This is a genomic window from Parvibaculum lavamentivorans DS-1, from assembly GCF_000017565.1.
Classification (GTDB): domain Bacteria; phylum Pseudomonadota; class Alphaproteobacteria; order Parvibaculales; family Parvibaculaceae; genus Parvibaculum; species Parvibaculum lavamentivorans.
Genome location: NC_009719.1, coordinates 483987 through 501828, shown reverse-complemented (window position 1 = coordinate 501828; position 17842 = coordinate 483987). Strand labels below are relative to the sequence as shown.

Sequence of the window (17842 nt, the reverse complement as noted above, 5' to 3'; positions counted from 1 at the left end):
CGCTCAGAGCGTGCGGGCGACCAGCATCTTCATGATTTCGTTGGTGCCGCCGTAAATCTTCTGGATGCGGGCATTCGTGTAGAGCTTGGCGATGGGATATTCCATCATGTAGCCATAGCCGCCGAAGAACTGCAGGCAGGTGTCGATGATTTCGTTTTCCTTCTGCGTCGTCCACCACTTGGCCATGGCGGCTGTCGTCGCGTCGAGCTTGCCGTCGAGCAGCTTCACCGCGCAGTCGTCGACGAAGACGCGGGCTATGGTCGCCTCGGTCTTGCATTCCGCGAGTTTGAACTGCGTGTTCTGAAAATCGAGGATGCGCTGCCCGAAGGCCGTGCGCTCCTTTACATAATCGGTCGTATATTTGAGCGCCATCTCCATGGCGACACAGGCCTGCACCGCGATGATGAGCCGTTCTTGCGGAAGCTGCTGCATGAGCTGAAAGAAGCCCTTGCCTTCTTCGGTGCCAAGGAGGTTCGAGGTCGGCACTTTTACCTCGTCGAAGAAGAGCTCCGACGTGTCCTGCGCCTTCTGGCCCATCTTCTTCAGGTTGCGGCCCCGGCGGAAACCTTCAACCTCATCCGTCTCGACCATGATGAGGGAGGTGCCCTTGGCGCCGCCAGCCGGATCGGTCTTGGCGACGACGCAGATGAGGTTCGCCTGCTGACCATTGGTGATGAACGTCTTCTGTCCATTCACGACATACTGGTTGCCGGACTTCTTTGCGGTGGTCTTCACGCCTTGAAGGTCCGACCCTGTACCCGGCTCCGTCATGGCGATGGCACCGACAATTTCGCCCGACGCCATTTTGGGCAGCCACTTCTTCTTCTGGTCTTCGGTACCGTAAGACTGGATGTAGTGAGCGACGATGCCTGAATGAACCGAATTGCCGAAGCCGGAAATGCCGGCGCGGCCCTGTTCCTCGGCGATCACCATTTCATGGCCAAAATTGCCGCCGCCGCCGCCATATTCCTCCTTGATGGAGGCGCAAAGAATGCCGGCTTCGCCCGCCTTCAGCCAAGCGTCACGGTCAACGCAGCCCTGGTCTTCCCACCGTTCCACATGCGGCTGAAATTCCTTCTCGTAGAACTTGGCGACGGCACTCTGGAGAATTTCCAGTTCTTCGTTCAACCACGGCGATTTGTAACCGGCGTTCAGACTCATATCTTCGCTCCCTGAGGCGTCCTGTTAGAATTCGTTCGCGGCCAGCGACATCATGGGATCGGCACCGTGACGGATGCGCGCAAGATGCGTCGCCGTCTCGGGCACCACATGTTCCATGTAGTAGCGGCCGGTTTTTATTTTCGTTTCGTAATAGGCCTTGTCGCCCCCATTCAGGGTGGCAAGCCTTTCATGCGCGGCCTTTGCCATCATGGCCCACATGAGAGCGAGGCCGGTGACGCCGAAGAGGTGCATATAGGGCGTGGAGCCGGCGCCTGCGTGATCCGCGTTTTGAAGCGCGTTCTCCATGAACCAGAGCGTTGCGGCCTCCAGATCCTTGCGGGCGCGGATGAGCGGCTCCACAAAAGGTTTCAACTTCTCGTCGCCCTGGTTCTGCGCCGCGAAATCGTCGATTGTCTTGAAGAAGGCGAAGACGGCGCGGCCGCCGTTTTGCGCAAGCTTGCGGCCCACAAGGTCGAGCGCCTGAACGCCGTTCGCGCCTTCATAGATCATGGCGATACGGGCATCGCGCACGAACTGTTCCATGCCCCACTCTTCGATATAGCCATGTCCGCCATAGACCTGTTGCGCGTCGACAGCATTCATGAAGCCGCGGTCGGTGAAGTAACCCTTCAGCACCGGGGTCAGCAGCGACATCATGTCTTCGCCGAACTCGCGGGTCTTTTCATCGTCTGACCGGTGCGAGAGATCGCCGTGCAGAGCCGTCCAGACAAGGAGAGCGCGTGCACCTTCGTTGAAGGATTTGATGTCGAGCAGCATGCGGCGAATGTCGGGATGGACGATCAGCGGGTCGGCCGCCTTGTCCGCCGCCTTGGGGCCCGTCAGCGAACGTCCCTGAAGGCGCTCCAGCGCATAGGTGACGGCGTTTTGATAGGCCGCTTCCGACTGCGACAGACCCTGAAGACCGACACCGAGGCGCGCCTCGTTCATCATTGTGAACATGGCGCGGAGGCCCTTGTGCTCCTCGCCGACGAGCCAGCCAATGGCCTCGTCATAATTCAGGACGCAGGTGGCGTTGCCGTGGATGCCCATTTTTTCTTCAAGCGATCCGCAGGAGACGCCGTTGCGGTTTCCGAGGGAGCCGTCTTCGTTCACGAGGAATTTCGGGACGAGGAAGAGCGAGATGCCCTTGACGCCGGCGGGCGCGCCTTCGATGCGGGCCAGGACAAGGTGGAGGATGTTGTCGGCGAGATCGTGCTCGCCGGCGGAGATGAAAATCTTCTGTCCGCTGATCTTGAAGGACCCGTCGCCGACGGGCACGGCCTTCGTCCGCAAGAGGCCGAGATCGGTGCCGCAATGGGGCTCGGTGAGGTTCATCGTGCCGGTCCACTCGCCGGTGACGAGCTTCGGCAGATATTTCTTCTTCTGCTCATCGGTGCCGTGCTGCGAAAGGGCGGAATAGGCACCGTGGCTCAAGCCCGGATACATGCCGAAGGCCATGTTGGCGGAGGACACCATCTCGTTGAAGATGACGCCCAGCGCATTCGGCAGCCCCTGCCCGCCATAGGCCGTATCGGCAACGAGCGCCGGCCAGCCGCCATCGACCAGCGTCTTGTAGGCTTCCTTGAAGCCCGTGGGCGTGGTCACCACGCCATTTTCGAGCTTGCAGCCCTCGCGATCGCCGATCTGGTTCAAAGGCAGCAGCACCTCTTCCGTCAGCTTTGCCGCTTCTTCGAGAATTGCGTCCACGAGATCAGCCGGTGCGTCGGCGAAGCCGGGCAGATGCGCATATTGCGAGAAGTCGAGAAGCTCGTTCAGCAAAAAGCGATATTCGCGCAGCGGCGCTTTGTAGATGGGCATGGCGGATCCTCCGGCGGAAAGACACGCACCCTCCCGGAACCGGGAGGGTGCGCAGATTCCTAGACGATAGCCTTTTCGGGCTTTTTGGTGCTCGTCCTTTTTGCGGCAGCTTTCGGAGCCGCCTCCGTCGCCTTGCCGGCCTTCACCTGCTCCACGATCTGCGCTTCGAGGCGGGCGCAGCTGTCTTCCAGCGTCTTAATCTGCAGGTCGATTTCGTTGCGCTGCTGACGAAGCATGGCAATGCGCCGGCGGAACTTGTCCACGGCGACACGGTTCTGCGTTTCGCAGCCATCATGCTGATCGTAAAGGCTCAGGATTTCCTTGATTTCGTTCAAGGCGAGACCGACGTTCTTGCCGCGCACGATCAATGTGAGGCGGGCGCGGTCACGCGGATAATAGATGCGGGACTGGCCGCGACGCTCCGGCGACAGGAGCCCCTTGTCCTCGTAAAAGCGGATGGCCCGGGTGGTGAGGCCGAACTCATCGGCAAGTTCGGTTATCGAAAATGTGGTACCGGCGCTTGCGACGTCGCCGCCATTGCGCCGGAGCGCGTCACTGGAGGCGGCATGAACCTGCTGTTCCATGTACTTTCTCCCTGAATACACATGGCTTCCCGGGTGGAGGCACGGCCTCCGGGTCCAGTCGAGCCAAGGCGTTAAATCCCGAATTTTTGGCTGTTTTCAGCCGATTTTTGAAAGTGGACCGGACTCTAGTTGACGTTGACGTAAGCGTCAATGGGTCTCGAGGGACTCTTTTCCGTGGGGCCATGCCGCCACTTTGCCTCGGCGCTCCGCGATGCTCTATTAGCCGCCGGATAAACTGCCGGAGCCGAGGGGAACACCATGCGCAGCATCGCCGCCACCGCCTGCTTTCTGTTTCTATCCGTTGCCCTCGCCGCCTGCGCGGGGCCTGCGGCGGACAAGCCGCTGGCGGTGAACATTAAAAGTCTTCCGGCCGGGGCCAGCAGCGCGGCACAGGCCGACAGCCCGCTCAGCCGGGCGGTCCTGAAAAGCGTGAATGCCTTCCGTGCGGGCAAGGGGATAGGCACGCTTTCAGCCGATGCGACGCTGCAGCGCGCGGCGGCGGTGCATGCGGCCGACATGGCGATGCGCGATTATTTCGGCCATCACAATCCGGAGGGACAAGGACCGCGCGAACGGGTGCTGGCGGTCAATCCGGAGTTCAAGGGCCGGGTCGCGGAGAACCTTCAGATGGTGGAGGGGCCGAGCTATGCGGCGATGAGCGATGACGCGCTGGCAAAGGTGCTTACCGACAAATGGGCGCAGAGCCCGATGCACCGCAAGAACATGCAGCTTCCGGACATGACGCAGAGCGGTGTCGGCATTGCGCGGAGCGGTGAAAAGATCATTGCGGTACAGGTGTTTTCGGGTCCCTGACCGGGCGGCATGCCGGCATCTCGCGACGACAAACCTTCTTTCTTTGGGGCTGAAGAAAATGAAACGCAGGGAATTTCTCGGCGTCGCCGCAGGCGCGATCGCCATGCCGGCGATTGTGACCGCGGCGCGGGGCGACAACGCCATCGAATGGCGCATGGCAACGGCTTGGCCGAAGGGAGCGCCGGGCGTCGGCGTCAACGCGCAGCGTCTCGCGGACCGGATCGGCGCGATGTCCGGCGGGCGCCTTACGGTCAAGCTCTATGGGGCGGGCGAAATCGTGCCGCCTTTCGAAGTGTTCGATGCCGTGTCTCAGGGCGTGTGCGAGATGGGGCACGGCACGCCTTACTACTGGCAGGGGAAGAACCCGGTTTTCCACTATTTCACGGGTGTGCCCTTCGGCCTCATGGCGCATGAAATGGCCGGCTGGTTGCAATTCGGCGGCGGCCAGGCGCTGTGGGAGGAAGCCTATGCGCCATTCGGCGTGCTTCCCTTTTATGCCGGTTCGAGCGGTGTGCAGGCGGGCGGCTGGTTCAATCGCGAGATCAAGACGCTGGACGATCTGAAGGGGCTCAAATTCCGCATTGCAGGGCTTGGCGGCGAGGTGATGCGGCGGCTCGGCGCGAGCGTGGTACTGACACCGCCCGGCGAAATATTCACCTCGATGAAGAGCAAGACGATCGATGCCGCCGAATGGGTGGGGCCGTGGAACGACGTCGCCTTCGGACTCCACAAGGTCGCGCGATATTACTACCTGCCTGCCTTTCATGAAGCGGGACCGTCGCTCGAGCTCATCTTATCCCGGGAAAAATTCGCGGCACTGCCGGAAGACCTGAAAGAGGTCGTCCGAGGCGCGGCGCTGGCGAGCGCCGGTGAGACGCTTTCAGACTTCACGTTTCACAACATCGAGGCCTTTGCGGGGCTTGAGGCCGACGGAACAACCGAGTTCCGGCAATGGCCGGAGCCCGTCGCCGCGGCGATGGCGAAGGTGTCGGGAGAGGTTCTGGCCGAGCTGGCGGCGACCAGCGATCTCGCCGGCCGGATCGCCGGCGCCTATGGCGATTATCTGGCAAAGGCGCGGGCCTGGTCCGAATGGAGCGAGGCGGCAATGCTGTCGCTGAGGAACCGGCATCCGGCCGGGTGAGCTTCGTTCAAAAAAATCGCGCCATAGCGCGTACTTAGCCTCGGCGGTTAACCCCGTATTTACCGACATTGCCGCTTTATGGGAGTGCTGAAACAGCAAGTCCCGCCGAATGTTTGCGCGTCGGCGGAGACAATCGAGCCGCAACAACATTTTGGGCCAGTTCGCGTTGAGAAATACCAGATAGCGCGGTTTATACTGGCCCAAAGGGTTAACGGGCATAGTGATTCGGATGCGATCGGGGGTTCCATGGAGCGTCAAGGGCATAGAGCCCGAGGCGCGAGAGGCGGCCAAGCAGGCAGCGCGGCGCGCCGGCGTGACGCTGGGTGCATGGCTGAACCAGGTCATCATGGATACCGGAACCGATGAAGTGGGACCGCAGGAGGAGTCGCCGATGACGTCCCAATCCCCCTACGGACGGCCGCAGGCGGCGCCGGGGATCGCGATACCCGAACCGAAGGTCGACCTCGGCCCCGTGGCCGAAGCCGTGCGGGAACTCGTGCAGCGGGTGGACGGCAGCGAACGCCGGACAGCGGAGATGACGCGCAAGCTCGAAGCGACGGTGAGCCAACTCGCCGCCCGCCTCGACGAGCCGGAGCACGACATGGACGACAGATACCAGGAAGCGAGATCGCTCGACCCGCTGGAGCGCAAGCTGCAGCAGCTCGGCGAACGCATGGAACGCGCCGAGCGCGGCCGAGGCGGCCTGCGCCCGGAAGACGCGCGCGCGATCCAGACGCTGGAGAAGGCCATGAACGCGGTCGTCGACCATCTCGACGCGACCGAACGCCGGACCGACGAGACGCTGATCGAAATCCGCCAGTCGCTCGCCTCCCTCTCGCACCGCATCGAAAACGCCGAACAGGAATCCGAACGCGAGGAAGCGAAGAAACGCGCCCGCGCCCTCGAAGACACGCTCATGCAGCTCGCGACGCGCATGGAAAAAATGGAAACGGGCGTGAGCGGCATCGGCTCGCAGGCCGTCAATGCGGCGCTGAAGGCGATCGAAGAAAAGTCGAACGCGGAAAACCAGCGTGCGACCATCGACCGGCTCCAGAAGAGCATCGAACAGATTTCCGCGCGCATCGAACAGACGGAACAGCGGAGCGACCAGACCGCGAAGACACTCGAGACGACCGTTTCGAGCATTGTCCGCAAGATCGAAGAGATCGACCTCAACAGCCGCACACATATTCCCGACGCGCTGGCACAGCGGCTCGAGCAGATGGCCGAACGGCTGCAGCACAATGAACAATTGACGGTGGAAGCCGCGCAAACGGTGGAACGGGCGATCGCCGGTATCGGCGAAAATCTGACGGCGACCGAAAGCCGCGACCGGGAAGCGCTTTCGTCTCTGCAGACGATGATCGAACGCATGACGAACCGGCTCGGCCAGCTCGAGAAGGAAACGAAAGCCGCAAAGGCACAGGCAGCGCTGTCGCCGCAGCTCAATGCAGGTTCGCTGGCGGCAGGCTTTCCGCCTGCGGGGCCCGGCTATGGCATGAATTTCGACGCGCCGCAGATGATGAACCCCAGCATGGGCGGCAATCTCGGCCCTTCCTTTGGCCCGAGCGACTGGGGACGCCAGGACGCAACTCGCCAGGATTGGGGACGCCAGCACGAAGCGGAGCGTTCCGCACCTGCCGTTACAGCGCCGCCGCTCCATGAAGCGCCGCCTTACGCCGCGCGCGATGCGCGCTCCTTTGAGGAAGACAGCGTGCCGCCGCCTTTCGTGGCGGAGACGCACGACGAGACTTATGAAGATTTCGGCGACCATCAGGAGATGCGCGGCCAATATGACGACGGCATCATTCCGCCGGATCCGGTGGAACCGATGCAGAATGCCGGTCAACGCGCCGCCAGCGATTTCCTCGCCGCCGCGCGCCGCGCCGCGCAGGCCGCCGCAGAAGGCGGCACGGGCAGGCAGGAACCTTACTACGGCTCACCGCCCTCCCCCGGCTTCGCGGAATCTTCGTCCCGCTTTTCGGCGCAGGACCAGGGCGAGACGCGCCGGCGCAAACTCTTTCTTGCCGTCGCCGGCAGTTTTGTGCTGCTTGCCTTGCTCGCAGGCGCCTATGTGATGCTGAAGAACGGCTCGACGCCGACGCAGGCGCCTGTCGTTCTCAACAATCCGGGCAATGCGCGGCCGACCGTTCTCGACACTACGCCGCTTACGGCGGCGCCGGATGGACCGGCGGCCAATCCTGCAGAGACCGGGGCGGGCGAGACGGCCGCACCTGTTACGGATGCCGCTCCGAATGAAACACCTGCCGTGCCGAACGAGGCGCTGGTGCCCGCGCCGAAAGCACCGGCGGCAGCACAACCTTCGACAGGAACGCCCGCCGGGCAGGCAACGCTGACACCGGCACCTTCGCTGGCGCCCGCACCTTCGACGCCTGTGGAAACGGCACCTGTGGAGCCCGCCAAGGTGACGCTGCTCGATGCGGCGCGCGGCGGCAACGCGGCTGCGCAATATGAAGTCGGCCAGCGTTATGCCAATGGCGAGGGTGTGACACAGGACATGTCGGAAGCGGCGCGCTGGTTCGAGCGGGCGGCCAATCAGGACCTGACGATCGCGCAGTATCGCCTTGCCACCCAATATGAAAAGGGACGCGGCGTGCCGCAGGACGATGCGAAGGCGCGCGACTGGTATGAAAAGGCGGCAGCCGGCGGCAATGTGAAGGCGATGCACAATCTTGCCGTGATCCATGCCGAGGGCCGGGGCACGGCGCAGGATTTTGAAACGGCATCGCGCTGGTTTACGCAGGCCGCGGATTTCGGACTTGGCGACAGCCAATACAATCTCGCGATCCTGAACGAACGCGGGCTTGGCATCGAGAAGAACCTCGTCGAAGCCTATAAGTGGCTCGACATCGCGGCGAAGGGCGGCGACAAGGGCGCGGCCGCAAAGCGCGACGCCATCGCTACCGAACTCAGCGCAGACGATTTGGCGCGGGCGAAGATCGCGTCGGGCACATGGCGGGCGAAGAAGCCGGAGCCTGTTGCCAATGGCGATATGGGAACGCTGAAGCGCTGGGACATTTCATCGATGGAAGGCGCGACGAGCGCATCGGCCCCCGTCACGCGTGCGGATGTGGCGCGGGTGCAGGAACTGCTCAACCGGCTCGGCTATAACGCCGGATCGCCGGACGGACTGATGGGACCGCGCACGCGGGACGCGATACTGGAATACCAGCTGACTGAAGGGCTGGAGACGACAGGGACGGCGACACGCGAAACGCTGACATCGCTCGAAGCGAGGCTCAGCTAGCTTCGGCGGCAAATCCGGCGGCAGCAGCTAGGAATTGACGGAGGGACGTGCTACCCCAATTCCGTTCATTCTTCAGGGCGGGCTTTCGGGCAAGCTTCGGGTCCTGAGGATCTCCGGCAGCCGGAGCCGCGCGCGACATGCAGATCTATCTTCCGATCGCCGAGTTGCCGGTCAGCATTCTGACCATTCTCGCCATGGGCGCGACAGTCGGCTTTCTCTCCGGCATGTTCGGTATCGGCGGCGGCTTCCTGATGACGCCGCTTCTCATTTTTCTCGGCATTCCGCCCGCCGTTGCCGTGGGCACGCAGACGACGCAGGTCGTGGCATCGTCCGTTACCGGCGCGCTGGCGCATTTCACGCGGAAGTCCATCGATTTCAAGATGGGCGGTGTGCTGCTGATCGGCGGCATCGTCGGCTCGGTGAGCGGCATCTATCTCTTCAAACTGCTGACGGAGGTCGGCCAGATCGACCTCACGATCTCCATTGCCTATGTGCTTTTGCTGAGCATCATCGGCGTGATGATGATGGTGGAAAGCGTGCGCGCGATACGCGCGGCGCGGGGCGGCGCGCAGCCGGCGCGGCGCGGCGGACACCATAGCTGGATCCACGGCCTGCCCTTCAAGGTGCGGTTCCGCCGCTCGAAACTTTACATCAGCGTCATCCCGCCCATTCTCGTGGGCTTCTTCGTCGGCACGCTCTCCGCGCTGATGGGCGTCGGCGGCGGCTTCATCATGATCCCCGCGATGATCTACCTGCTGCGGATGCCGACCAATGTCGTCATCGGAACATCGTTCTTCCAGATCGTTTTCGTGGCGGCACTGACGGGCGTCATGCATGCGACGGAAAACCAGGCGGTGGACATCGTGCTCGGTTTTCTGCTCGTGATCGGCGGCGTGATCGGCGCGCAATATGGCGTGCGGGCGGCGGAAAAGCTGCCGGCTGAACAATTGCGCGCGCTGCTGGCCGCGATCCTGCTGCTGATCGGACTTCGGCTCGGTTACGACCTCGTTTCGACGCCGCCCGATCTCTACTCGATCGTCGAAGTGGAACCGCTTCCATGATGAGACATGTGGCGGCAACGATGCTTGCGGCGCTGGCGCTTCTCGCGGGCAATGGCGCGGCGCGGGCGGACCAGCTCGTTACCGATCTTTCCGAACATCAGATCGCCATCCGTTCGAACTTCACAGGAACGCAGATCCTCCTCTTCGGCGCGGTGGAGGCGCAGACGCCGCGCACGCGCGAGCTCAATCGCGACATCGTGGTCGTGGTGCAGGGGCCGGTGCGTCCGGTGATGGTGCGCAGGAAGGAGAGAGTGAGCGGGGTCTGGGTCAATCATGACTCCGTCACTTATCCGAATGTGCCGGGCTATTATGCGATTGCGAGCACGCGGCCGCTGGAAGTGACGGCGGATCCCGAAACGCTGAAGACATTGCGGATCGGCATCGAAAATATCGGACCCGGCGTGCCGGTGGCGCGCGCGATCGACGGGACGACACAGATATTGCCTCCGGATGAAGAGACCGCGTTCTGGAAGGCGCTGATCCGCAACAAGCGGCGCGACGGGCTCTACATCAATGTCCCGGGCGGCGTCACCTTTCTTGGGCAGACGCTTTTTCGCGCCACCGTCGAAATTCCCTCCAATGTGCCGGTGGGGCTCTATACGGCGAAAGTTTACCTGCTGCAGGAAGGCGAGGTCATCGACACGATTTCATCGCCGCTTTATATCGACAAGCGCGGCATCGAACGCTTCATCTTCCGCATGGCACATAGCGACCCGCTGCTTTACGGCTTGATCGCGGTTCTCGTAGCGGCGTTTGCGGGCTGGCTTGCTTCCGCCGTGATGAACCGGCGATAAAGGGGACCTCGAAGTGCGAAACGAGACGAAAGACCGCACCATCGCCCTCTTTCGCTGCACCCAGATGATCCTTTATTCAAAGTAGACTGCACGCTTCGAAAGACGAGAAACGAATGGCGACGCTCGAACTTTCATATGCCGCCGCGGCGCTTGGCGGCCTTATCAGTTTTCTTTCGCCTTGCGTGTTGCCGCTGGTGCCGGCCTATCTGTGCTTCATCGCGGGCACGTCTCTCGAGGAGCTGACGCGCGAGGACGAGCGGGGAAAGCCGCTGGCATCGGAAGGGCTGACACAGCGCGTGGCGCTCGGCGCCGTGGGTTTCGTTCTCGGTTTCACAACGATCTTCGTCGCGCTGGGCGCGAGCGCATCCGCCATCAATCCCTTGATTCTCGAACACAAGGATGTGCTGTCGCGCGTCGCGGGCGCCGTCATCATCGTGTTCGGGCTGCACTACATGGGATTGTTCCGCATCGCCTTTCTCAATCGCGAGGCGCGGTTTCATATTGCAGGAACGGGAGAGGAAGCGCGGAGCCCGTTGATGCAATTCGCGAGTCCCTATCTGCTGGGGCTTGCGTTTGCGTTCGGATGGACGCCTTGCATCGGTCCCATTCTCGCGACGATCCTGACGATCGCGGCGGCGCAGGAAAGTCTCAGCGCCGGCGTTACTCTGCTTACGGTCTATTCGCTGGGGCTCGGCATTCCGTTTCTTCTTGCGGCGTTTGCGGTGCGCGGGTTCTTGAGTTTCGCGGCGAGCTTCCGGCGGCACATGCGGAAGGTGGAGATCGTCGCGGGGGTGCTGCTGGCGGGGACTGGACTGATGATGCTGACCGGCAATTTCGAGCGGATTGCGATCTTCATTCTGGAGACATTTCCGGTGCTGGCGACGCTCGGCTGAGGGGTGGTTATCCCCGGTTTTCGGGTGACTGTCATCGAACTGTCACTGAACTGTCATGGTCGGGTCTTCAGGGTGGCGGGAAATAAGTAATCCCCGGTTTTGGCACCTTTCCCTGCGGCTTACCGCTCCCCCAGGGGAGGGCAGGAAGAGAATCATCATCCGTCTACGGATCAATCGCCTTCGAGGCGGCGGGCGGAGACGGGGATAACTGTTCTTGCGCCCATCATCCAGGCATGGAAATCGAAACCGGGGAGAAGATTTTCATAAGCCGCGTCGAGGACGTTGAGGCCCCCGGCATAGGCGCCGAAGGCGGGGAGGATGACCCGCGTGCCGTCGGAGGCGAAGCAGCGGCGGCGGAGGCGGCGGCCACGGACGCGGACGGCGGCGCAGGGGTGGAGATGGCCGGCGATCTCGCCCGTCGAAGGCGCCCCTCTCGGCTCGTGGCGGAAGGTGAGCGGACCGAGATTGAGTTCTTCCATCACGGTGCCGCCGAATTCGCGCGGGGGAACCGGATCGTGATTTCCGGCGATCCAGACCCAGTCGAGATTTTTTGCAAGGCGCGTCAGATGCGCGGCGTCGGATGCGTCCATGCGCGAGGCGGCGGCGCGATCATGGAAGCTGTCGCCGAGGGCGACGATTGTGCGCGGTTTCAATTTTTCAATGAGGGCTTCGAGGCGCGCGAGCGTGGCGCGCGTGTCGTAGGGCGGGAGGACGATGCCGCGCGCGGCGAAGGCGGAGCCTTTTTCGAGATGGAGATCGGCGACGACGAGCAGGCGCTCGTCCGCCCACCAGCCCGCGCCCTCGGGCATGAGACCGAGCGTGACGCCGCAGACGCGGAGCGAGGGCTGCGTTTCGATGCGGGGTTCTTTTTCTATCAGGTCGTACATTCGGCGGTGCCCGTCGAGAGGCCCATAGGCCCCGGCTTCCGCCGGGGTGACACTTCTATTTATCGAGAGGCAGCGCGTCAAACCAGCCTTGTCGCTTCTTCTATCAGACTGTCTCTCGCTTCGGCCAGCAAGGCTTCGTTCGCTTCGCCGTCGATCTGGACCTTGCCGATGTCGAGGAGGACGGGGACGGCCAAGGGCGAGACGCGGTCGAGGCGCTTCAGGGTGATGCGGGTCTTCACGCGCTTCAGCATTTCGGCGACGCGGGCGACGTCGAGGAGGCCGGTGGCGGCGTCATTATATGTCGCGCGGAGGAGGATGTGGTCCGGCTCGTGCTCGCGCAGGACATTATAGATGAGGTCGGATGAGAAGGTGACCTGGCGGCCGGTCTTCTCCATGCCCGGATAACGGCGCTCGATGAGGCCCGATATTATGGCGCAATCGCGGAAGGTGCGCTTCAGCAGGCTCGATTCGGCGAGCCATGCGTCGAGATCGTCGCCCAGCATGTCTTCGCCAAAGAGTTCGCCAAGCGGCAGTTCATGGCGCTCGTGCATGAGGCCGGGATCGCGCAGGCACCAGATGGCGAGCGAATATTCCGAGGCGACGAAACCCAAGGGCCGCGCGCCGGCGCGGTCGAGGCGGCGGGTGAGTAGCATGCCGAGGGTCTGATGCGCGAGGCGGCCCTCGAAGGGATAGCAGACGAGATAGTAGCGGTCGCCGCGCGGAAAACACTCGACCAGCAGATTGTGTTCGCCGGGAAGGACGGAGCGCCAGGCCTGTATCTCCAGCCATTCGCGGACTTGCGGCGGGAGCGCCGACCATTGTTCGCGATGGGCGAGCATGGTGCGGACGCGGGCGGCGAGATAGGTGGAGAGTGGAAACTTGCCGCCGTAGTAGGACGGGATCATCGGCTCGGCGGCGTTCGACTTCGTGACGAGGGCTTCCGTTTCGGCCAGCCCCTCAAAGCGAAGGACGTGACCGGCGAAGAGGAATGTGTCGCCGGGCGAGAGCTGGTCGATGAAATATTCCTCGATCTCGCCCAAATAGCGCCCGCCCATGCTGCCCACCGGGCGGCGGCCGCGGCTTTTTATCATGCGGACCTTCAACATCGGCGCCTCGACGATGGTGCCGACATTCATTCGGTATTGCTGGATGACGGAAGGCGAGGCGGCGCGCAGCCGCATATCGCCTTCGTGCTTCGCGTTGGGCCTGAGCCTTGCGAAGCGGTCGTAGTTTTTCAGGGCATAGCCGCCGGTGGCGACGAAATCGACCACCTTGCCGAAATCATCGCGGGGGAGAGCGCGGTAAGGGGCGGCGGATATTACCTCCGTGTAGAGATCATCCGGGTCGAAAGGTTCGGAGCAGGCGCAGCCGAGGATGTGTTGCGCCAGAACGTCGAGCGCGCCCAGCCGCGCGACCATGCCATCCTGCGCGCCTTCCAGCGCGGCGGCGCGGGCGGCCTCGCATTCGAGCACCTCGAAGCGGTTTGCGGGGACGAGAAGCGCGCGGGATGGCTCGTCGAGACGGTGATTGGCGCGGCCGATGCGCTGGAGGAGACGGCTTGCACCCTTGGGTGCGCCCATGTTCACCACGAGATCAACCTCGCCCCAGTCGATGCCGAGATCGAGCGTCGAGGTGCAGACGACGGCGCGGAGCGAGCCCGCCGACATGGCGGCCTCCACCTTGCGGCGCGCTTCCGCCGCGAGCGAGCCGTGATGGAGGGCGATGGGGAGCGCATCTTCGTTCAGGCGCCACAATTCCTGGAAGACGAATTCGGCCTGGCTGCGCGTGTTGACGAAGACGAGGACGATACGGTTCGCGCGGATCGCTTCGTAGACGGCGGGGAGCGCGTGGCGCGCGGAATGGCCGGACCAGGGAATGCGGCCCTCGCCCTCCTCCGTTTCGCTTTCCATTGGCGTCAGCACCGCTATTTCCGGCACGGCGCCGGGCGGGGCGACGATGATCTCGCTGAAGCTTTCGCCTTCCGCGGGCTGGGGCATGAGGTAGCGGCGGAGCTCGTCCGGCTCGGCCACGGTGGCGGAGAGGCCGACCCGGCGGAGGCCGGGCGCGAGACGCGACAGGCGCGCGAGGCCGAGGGCGAGAAGATCGCCGCGCTTGGAATTCGCCAGCGCATGCAGCTCGTCGAGCACGACGCAGTCGAGCGCGCCGAAGAAATCCCGCGCATCGGGATAGGACAGCAGGAGCGCCAGTTGCTCGGGCGTCGTCATCAATATGTCGGGCGGCTCTCGGCGCTGGCGGAGGCGGCGGTTTTGCGGCGTGTCGCCGGTGCGGGTTTCGATGGAGATGTCGAGGCCCATTTCGGCGACGGGCATTTCGAGATTGCGCTTCACGTCGACAGCGAGGGCCTTGAGCGGCGAGATATAGAGCGTGTGGAGCTTGCGGGCTTTGCGCGGGTTTGTGGCGAGGTCGACCAGTGTCGGGAGGAAGCCGGCGAGCGTCTTGCCCGCGCCTGTGGGCGCGATGAGGAGCGTCGATTTCTTTTCGCGCGCGAGGCCGGCCAGCGCGAGCTGATGCACGCGGGGGCGCCAGCCGCGCGCCTCGAACCAATGGGTGAAGGCGGGCGGGAGGATGGCGGCTTGCGGGTCTTCCTTCGGGGCGGGGGCCGGCTTGGTCATGGGGGAAGAGTATCAGGGCGCTCCGCCCCGGCCAAAGACCGGCAGCGGGCGAAAGACAGGATGGCCCTTCATGCCGGGCCGGGGCCCATGGACCCCGGCTTCCGCCGGGGTGACACACTTATTTTTGACGCAAAGGCCCATCAAAACCTGCCTTGCCCGAGGTTCAAATCACGGGGCAGTCGTGGGAGACTGCGGGAGACGGGTTCAAGGAGTTTTCGTATGCTCGATCAATTGCCGCCTGAAGTTCGCGAACAGCTCGATGTGTTGCTGCCGCTTGTCATGGAGCGGGGGCTGGGGCTGCTGTCGGCAATCCTTATTCTCATTCTCGGGCTCTGGTTTGCCGGGAAGCTGCGGCTCTGGACCATGCGCGCCTTTGCGCGGATGCCGCAGATGGACGAGATGCTGCAGAATTTCTTCGGCACCATCGTCTGGTATCTCGCGATCATCTTCACCGTGCTGGCGGTGCTGGCGAAATTCGGCGTGCAGACGGCGAGCCTTATCGCCGTGCTCGGCGCGGCGGGCCTTGCCGTCGGCCTGGCGCTGCAGGGGACGCTGGCGAATGTGGCAGCGGGCGTGATGCTGCTCATCATCCGGCCTTTTCGCGCCGGGCATTATGTGGAAGTCGGCGGGATCGCGGGCACGGTGAAATCGCTGTCGCTTTTCACGACGGAGCTTTCGACGCCGGACAATGTGCAGATCATCGTGCCGAACAGCGACATCTGGGGGCAGGCGATCAAGAACTATACCTATCACCCGACGCGGCGGCTGGACGTGACGTTCGGCATTTCATACGGCGACAATATCGGCAAGGCGATGGGCATCATCAGGGCGGAGATCGAGGCAGATGCACGCTGCCTCGCCGAGCCGGAGCCTTTTACGGGCGTGCTCAATCTCGGCGAAAGCTCCGTCGACATCGTGATGCGCGTGTGGGTCGCGAACAGCGAATACTGGAACGTGCGCTTCGACCTTATGCAGAAGATCAAGGAACGCTTCGACGCGGAGGGCATCACCATCCCCTTCCCCGCGCGGACGGTCTACACTGTCAATCCCGCCAAGGAAGCGGCGGAATAAGACCGGACGAAGAGGCCATCGCCGGAAACTCTGGAAGGACGGAATATGGATCGGTTTTTCGGCGGGCCCGTATTGCCCACTCTCCTGAAACTTGCCATCGCCTCCATCGCGGTGGGCGTTGTGCTTGCGGTGTTCGGCATCAAGCCGATCGACCTGTGGCGCGACTTTCTCGACACGGTGGCGAGCATCTGGGCGATGGGCTTCGATGCCATCGACTGGTCGGTGCAGTATCTGCTGCTCGGCGCCGTGGTCGTCATTCCGATTTTCGTCGCGGTGCGGCTGTGGAGCGTGCTGATGGCGCGGGGGAAGCGGGAGTAGCAATTCTTCCACCCTCCCCCTGTGGGAGGGTCGAAATTTGCGAAGCGAATTTCGGGGAGGGGATGCAGCAGCTTCGATGAATTCGATATCGACGGTAGTTGAGATTTCCTTCCTTCCCCCTCCCCAAACGGCTTTCAGCCGTTTGACCCTCCCACAGGGGGAGGGTGGCAGATCCTGTTCATCGCTTTTCGTCTCCACTTTTCGCTTTCCCTTGCGTCATGCCGAAAGGGAAGACGGAGCGAAAGCGGCACGCTAGTCTTTCCGCAACAAAACATGGGAGGACGAGATGGCGACGATGTTTCGCGACGGGCTTTTGAAGGGCAAGCGCATTCTGGTGACGGGCGGCGGCACGGGGCTCGGCAAGGAAATGGCCGAGGATTACCTGCGGCTCGGCGCGGAGGTTTATATCTGCGGGCGGCGGAAAAACGTGCTCGACGAGACGGCGAAAGAGCTGATGGCCAGGCATGGCGGCTCGGTGAAGACGCATAGCGTCGACATTCGCGTGGCGCAGGCCGTGGACGACATGGTGGCGGAAATCTGGGCGGATGGCGGGCCGCTGACGGGGCTTGTGAACAATGCGGCGGGGAATTTCATCTCGCCGACGAAGGACCTTTCGCCGCGCGGCTTCGACGCGATCGCAAATATCGTGTTTCACGGCTCGTTCTATGTGACGCATGCGATCGGCCGGCGCTGGATCGAGGACAAGGTGAAGGGGAGCGTGATTTCCATTCTCACCACCTGGGTCTGGAATGGCGGGCCCTTCACCGTGCCTTCCGCCATGTCGAAGGCGGGCGTCAACATCATGACGAAATCGCTCGCCGCCGAATGGGGGCCTTACGGCATCCGCCTCAATGCGATTGCGCCGGGGCCCTTTCCGACCGAAGGCGCATGGGCGCGGCTTTCGCCCGGACAATCGACGGATGGCGACGGCTCGCGCGAGGGCATTCCGATGGGGCGCGTGGGCGAGATGGACGAATTGAAGAACCTCGCGACGTTTCTCATGGCGGATGGCTGCGAGTATCTGACGGGCCAGTGCATCGCCATCGACGGCGCGGGCTTTTCAGGCGGCGGCGGAAATTTTGCGCGGCTCTCCAAGCTCTCCGACGAGGAATGGGACAAGATGCGCGAGATGATCCGCGGCGCGAATGAGAAGGACAAGGCGCAGAGGAGCGTTTGAGGAGGTTGCACGCAGGGGAGTGGATTGCTTCGCTCGCAATGACGAAGTGAGGCAGACGTACCAAATAGAAGTGTCATCCCGGCGAAAGCCGGGACCCAATCCACGCTTCCGCGAGTAGTGAGGCACATGGATCCCGGCTTTCGCCGGGATGACAGGTGTTTTGTTTTTGGCCGGGCATAGCCGCGCTTGCTGAGGGAACCAATGGGTCCCGGCTTTCGCCGGG

Annotated in this window: 14 protein-coding genes; 9 read left to right on the top strand and 5 right to left on the bottom strand. The window is 63.0% G+C overall.

Annotated features, from left to right (window positions below):
- Nucleotides 1-3: 3 nt before the first annotated feature.
- The 3 genes from PLAV_RS02355 to PLAV_RS02345 are packed head-to-tail and all read right to left on the bottom strand — an operon-like array spanning nt 4 to nt 3563.
- Nucleotides 4-1161, bottom strand: a complete 1158-nt coding sequence (locus PLAV_RS02355) for an acyl-CoA dehydrogenase family protein (RefSeq protein ID WP_011995377.1) — start codon at nt 1159-1161, stop codon at nt 4-6.
- 24 nt (nt 1162-1185) lie between these two features.
- Nucleotides 1186-2979, bottom strand: a complete 1794-nt coding sequence (locus PLAV_RS02350) for an acyl-CoA dehydrogenase C-terminal domain-containing protein (protein WP_011995376.1) — start codon at nt 2977-2979, stop codon at nt 1186-1188.
- A gap of 59 nt (nt 2980-3038) precedes the next feature.
- Nucleotides 3039-3563 carry a MerR family transcriptional regulator gene (locus PLAV_RS02345; RefSeq protein WP_011995375.1) on the bottom strand — a complete coding sequence of 175 codons (525 nt, stop codon included), beginning with the start codon at nt 3561-3563 and terminating at the stop codon, nt 3039-3041.
- A 258-nt stretch (nt 3564-3821) separates the two neighbouring features.
- On the opposite strand from PLAV_RS02345, the gene PLAV_RS02340 reads away from it, so the two are divergent.
- The 6 genes from PLAV_RS02340 (at nt 3822) to PLAV_RS02315 (ending at nt 11533) form a co-directional block, all read left to right on the top strand.
- Nucleotides 3822-4376 (top strand): CAP domain-containing protein, encoded by a 555-nt coding sequence (locus PLAV_RS02340; RefSeq protein WP_011995374.1) that lies wholly within the window; start codon nt 3822-3824, stop codon nt 4374-4376.
- A 58-nt stretch (nt 4377-4434) separates the two neighbouring features.
- Nucleotides 4435-5517, top strand: a complete 1083-nt coding sequence (locus PLAV_RS02335) for a TRAP transporter substrate-binding protein (RefSeq protein ID WP_011995373.1) — start codon at nt 4435-4437, stop codon at nt 5515-5517.
- Nucleotides 5518-5746: 229 nt separating this feature from the next.
- Complete coding sequence (locus PLAV_RS02330) at nt 5747-8785, top strand: peptidoglycan-binding protein (RefSeq protein WP_011995372.1); 3039 nt, start codon at nt 5747-5749, stop codon at nt 8783-8785.
- 137 nt (nt 8786-8922) lie between these two features.
- Entirely contained in the window at nt 8923-9846 is a 924-nt protein-coding gene (locus PLAV_RS02325) for a sulfite exporter TauE/SafE family protein (protein WP_011995371.1), read from the top strand.
- Nucleotides 9843-10640, top strand: coding sequence for a TIGR02186 family protein (locus PLAV_RS02320; RefSeq protein WP_011995370.1), 798 nt, complete (start codon nt 9843-9845; stop codon nt 10638-10640). The genes PLAV_RS02325 and PLAV_RS02320 overlap by 4 nt, the downstream gene beginning before the upstream one ends.
- A 113-nt stretch (nt 10641-10753) precedes the next feature.
- Nucleotides 10754-11533: a cytochrome c biogenesis CcdA family protein gene (locus PLAV_RS02315; protein ID WP_011995369.1), complete on the top strand. Its 780-nt coding sequence runs from the start codon at nt 10754-10756 to the stop codon at nt 11531-11533.
- Between the two features lie 170 nt (nt 11534-11703).
- On the opposite strand, the gene pdeM is transcribed toward PLAV_RS02315, so the two are convergent.
- Nucleotides 11704-12420, bottom strand: a complete 717-nt coding sequence (pdeM, locus tag PLAV_RS02310) for a ligase-associated DNA damage response endonuclease PdeM (RefSeq protein ID WP_011995368.1) — start codon at nt 12418-12420, stop codon at nt 11704-11706.
- 77 nt (nt 12421-12497) lie between these two features.
- Nucleotides 12498-15053, bottom strand: a complete 2556-nt coding sequence (locus PLAV_RS02305) for a ligase-associated DNA damage response DEXH box helicase (protein WP_011995367.1) — start codon at nt 15051-15053, stop codon at nt 12498-12500.
- 219 nt (nt 15054-15272) lie between these two features.
- Between PLAV_RS02305 and PLAV_RS02300 the strand changes: the two genes are divergently transcribed.
- The 3 genes from PLAV_RS02300 to PLAV_RS02290 all read left to right on the top strand — a co-directional run bounded on the left by PLAV_RS02300 (nt 15273) and on the right by PLAV_RS02290 (nt 17619).
- Nucleotides 15273-16124 carry a mechanosensitive ion channel family protein gene (locus PLAV_RS02300; RefSeq protein ID WP_011995366.1) on the top strand — a complete coding sequence of 284 codons (852 nt, stop codon included), beginning with the start codon at nt 15273-15275 and terminating at the stop codon, nt 16122-16124.
- Between the two features lie 45 nt (nt 16125-16169).
- On the top strand, nt 16170-16442 hold the full coding sequence (locus tag PLAV_RS02295) for a DUF6460 domain-containing protein (protein WP_011995365.1): 273 nt from the start codon (nt 16170-16172) through the stop codon (nt 16440-16442).
- 295 nt (nt 16443-16737) lie between these two features.
- Complete coding sequence (locus tag PLAV_RS02290) at nt 16738-17619, top strand: SDR family oxidoreductase (protein WP_041536229.1); 882 nt, start codon at nt 16738-16740, stop codon at nt 17617-17619.
- Nucleotides 17620-17842: the final 223 nt, after the last annotated feature.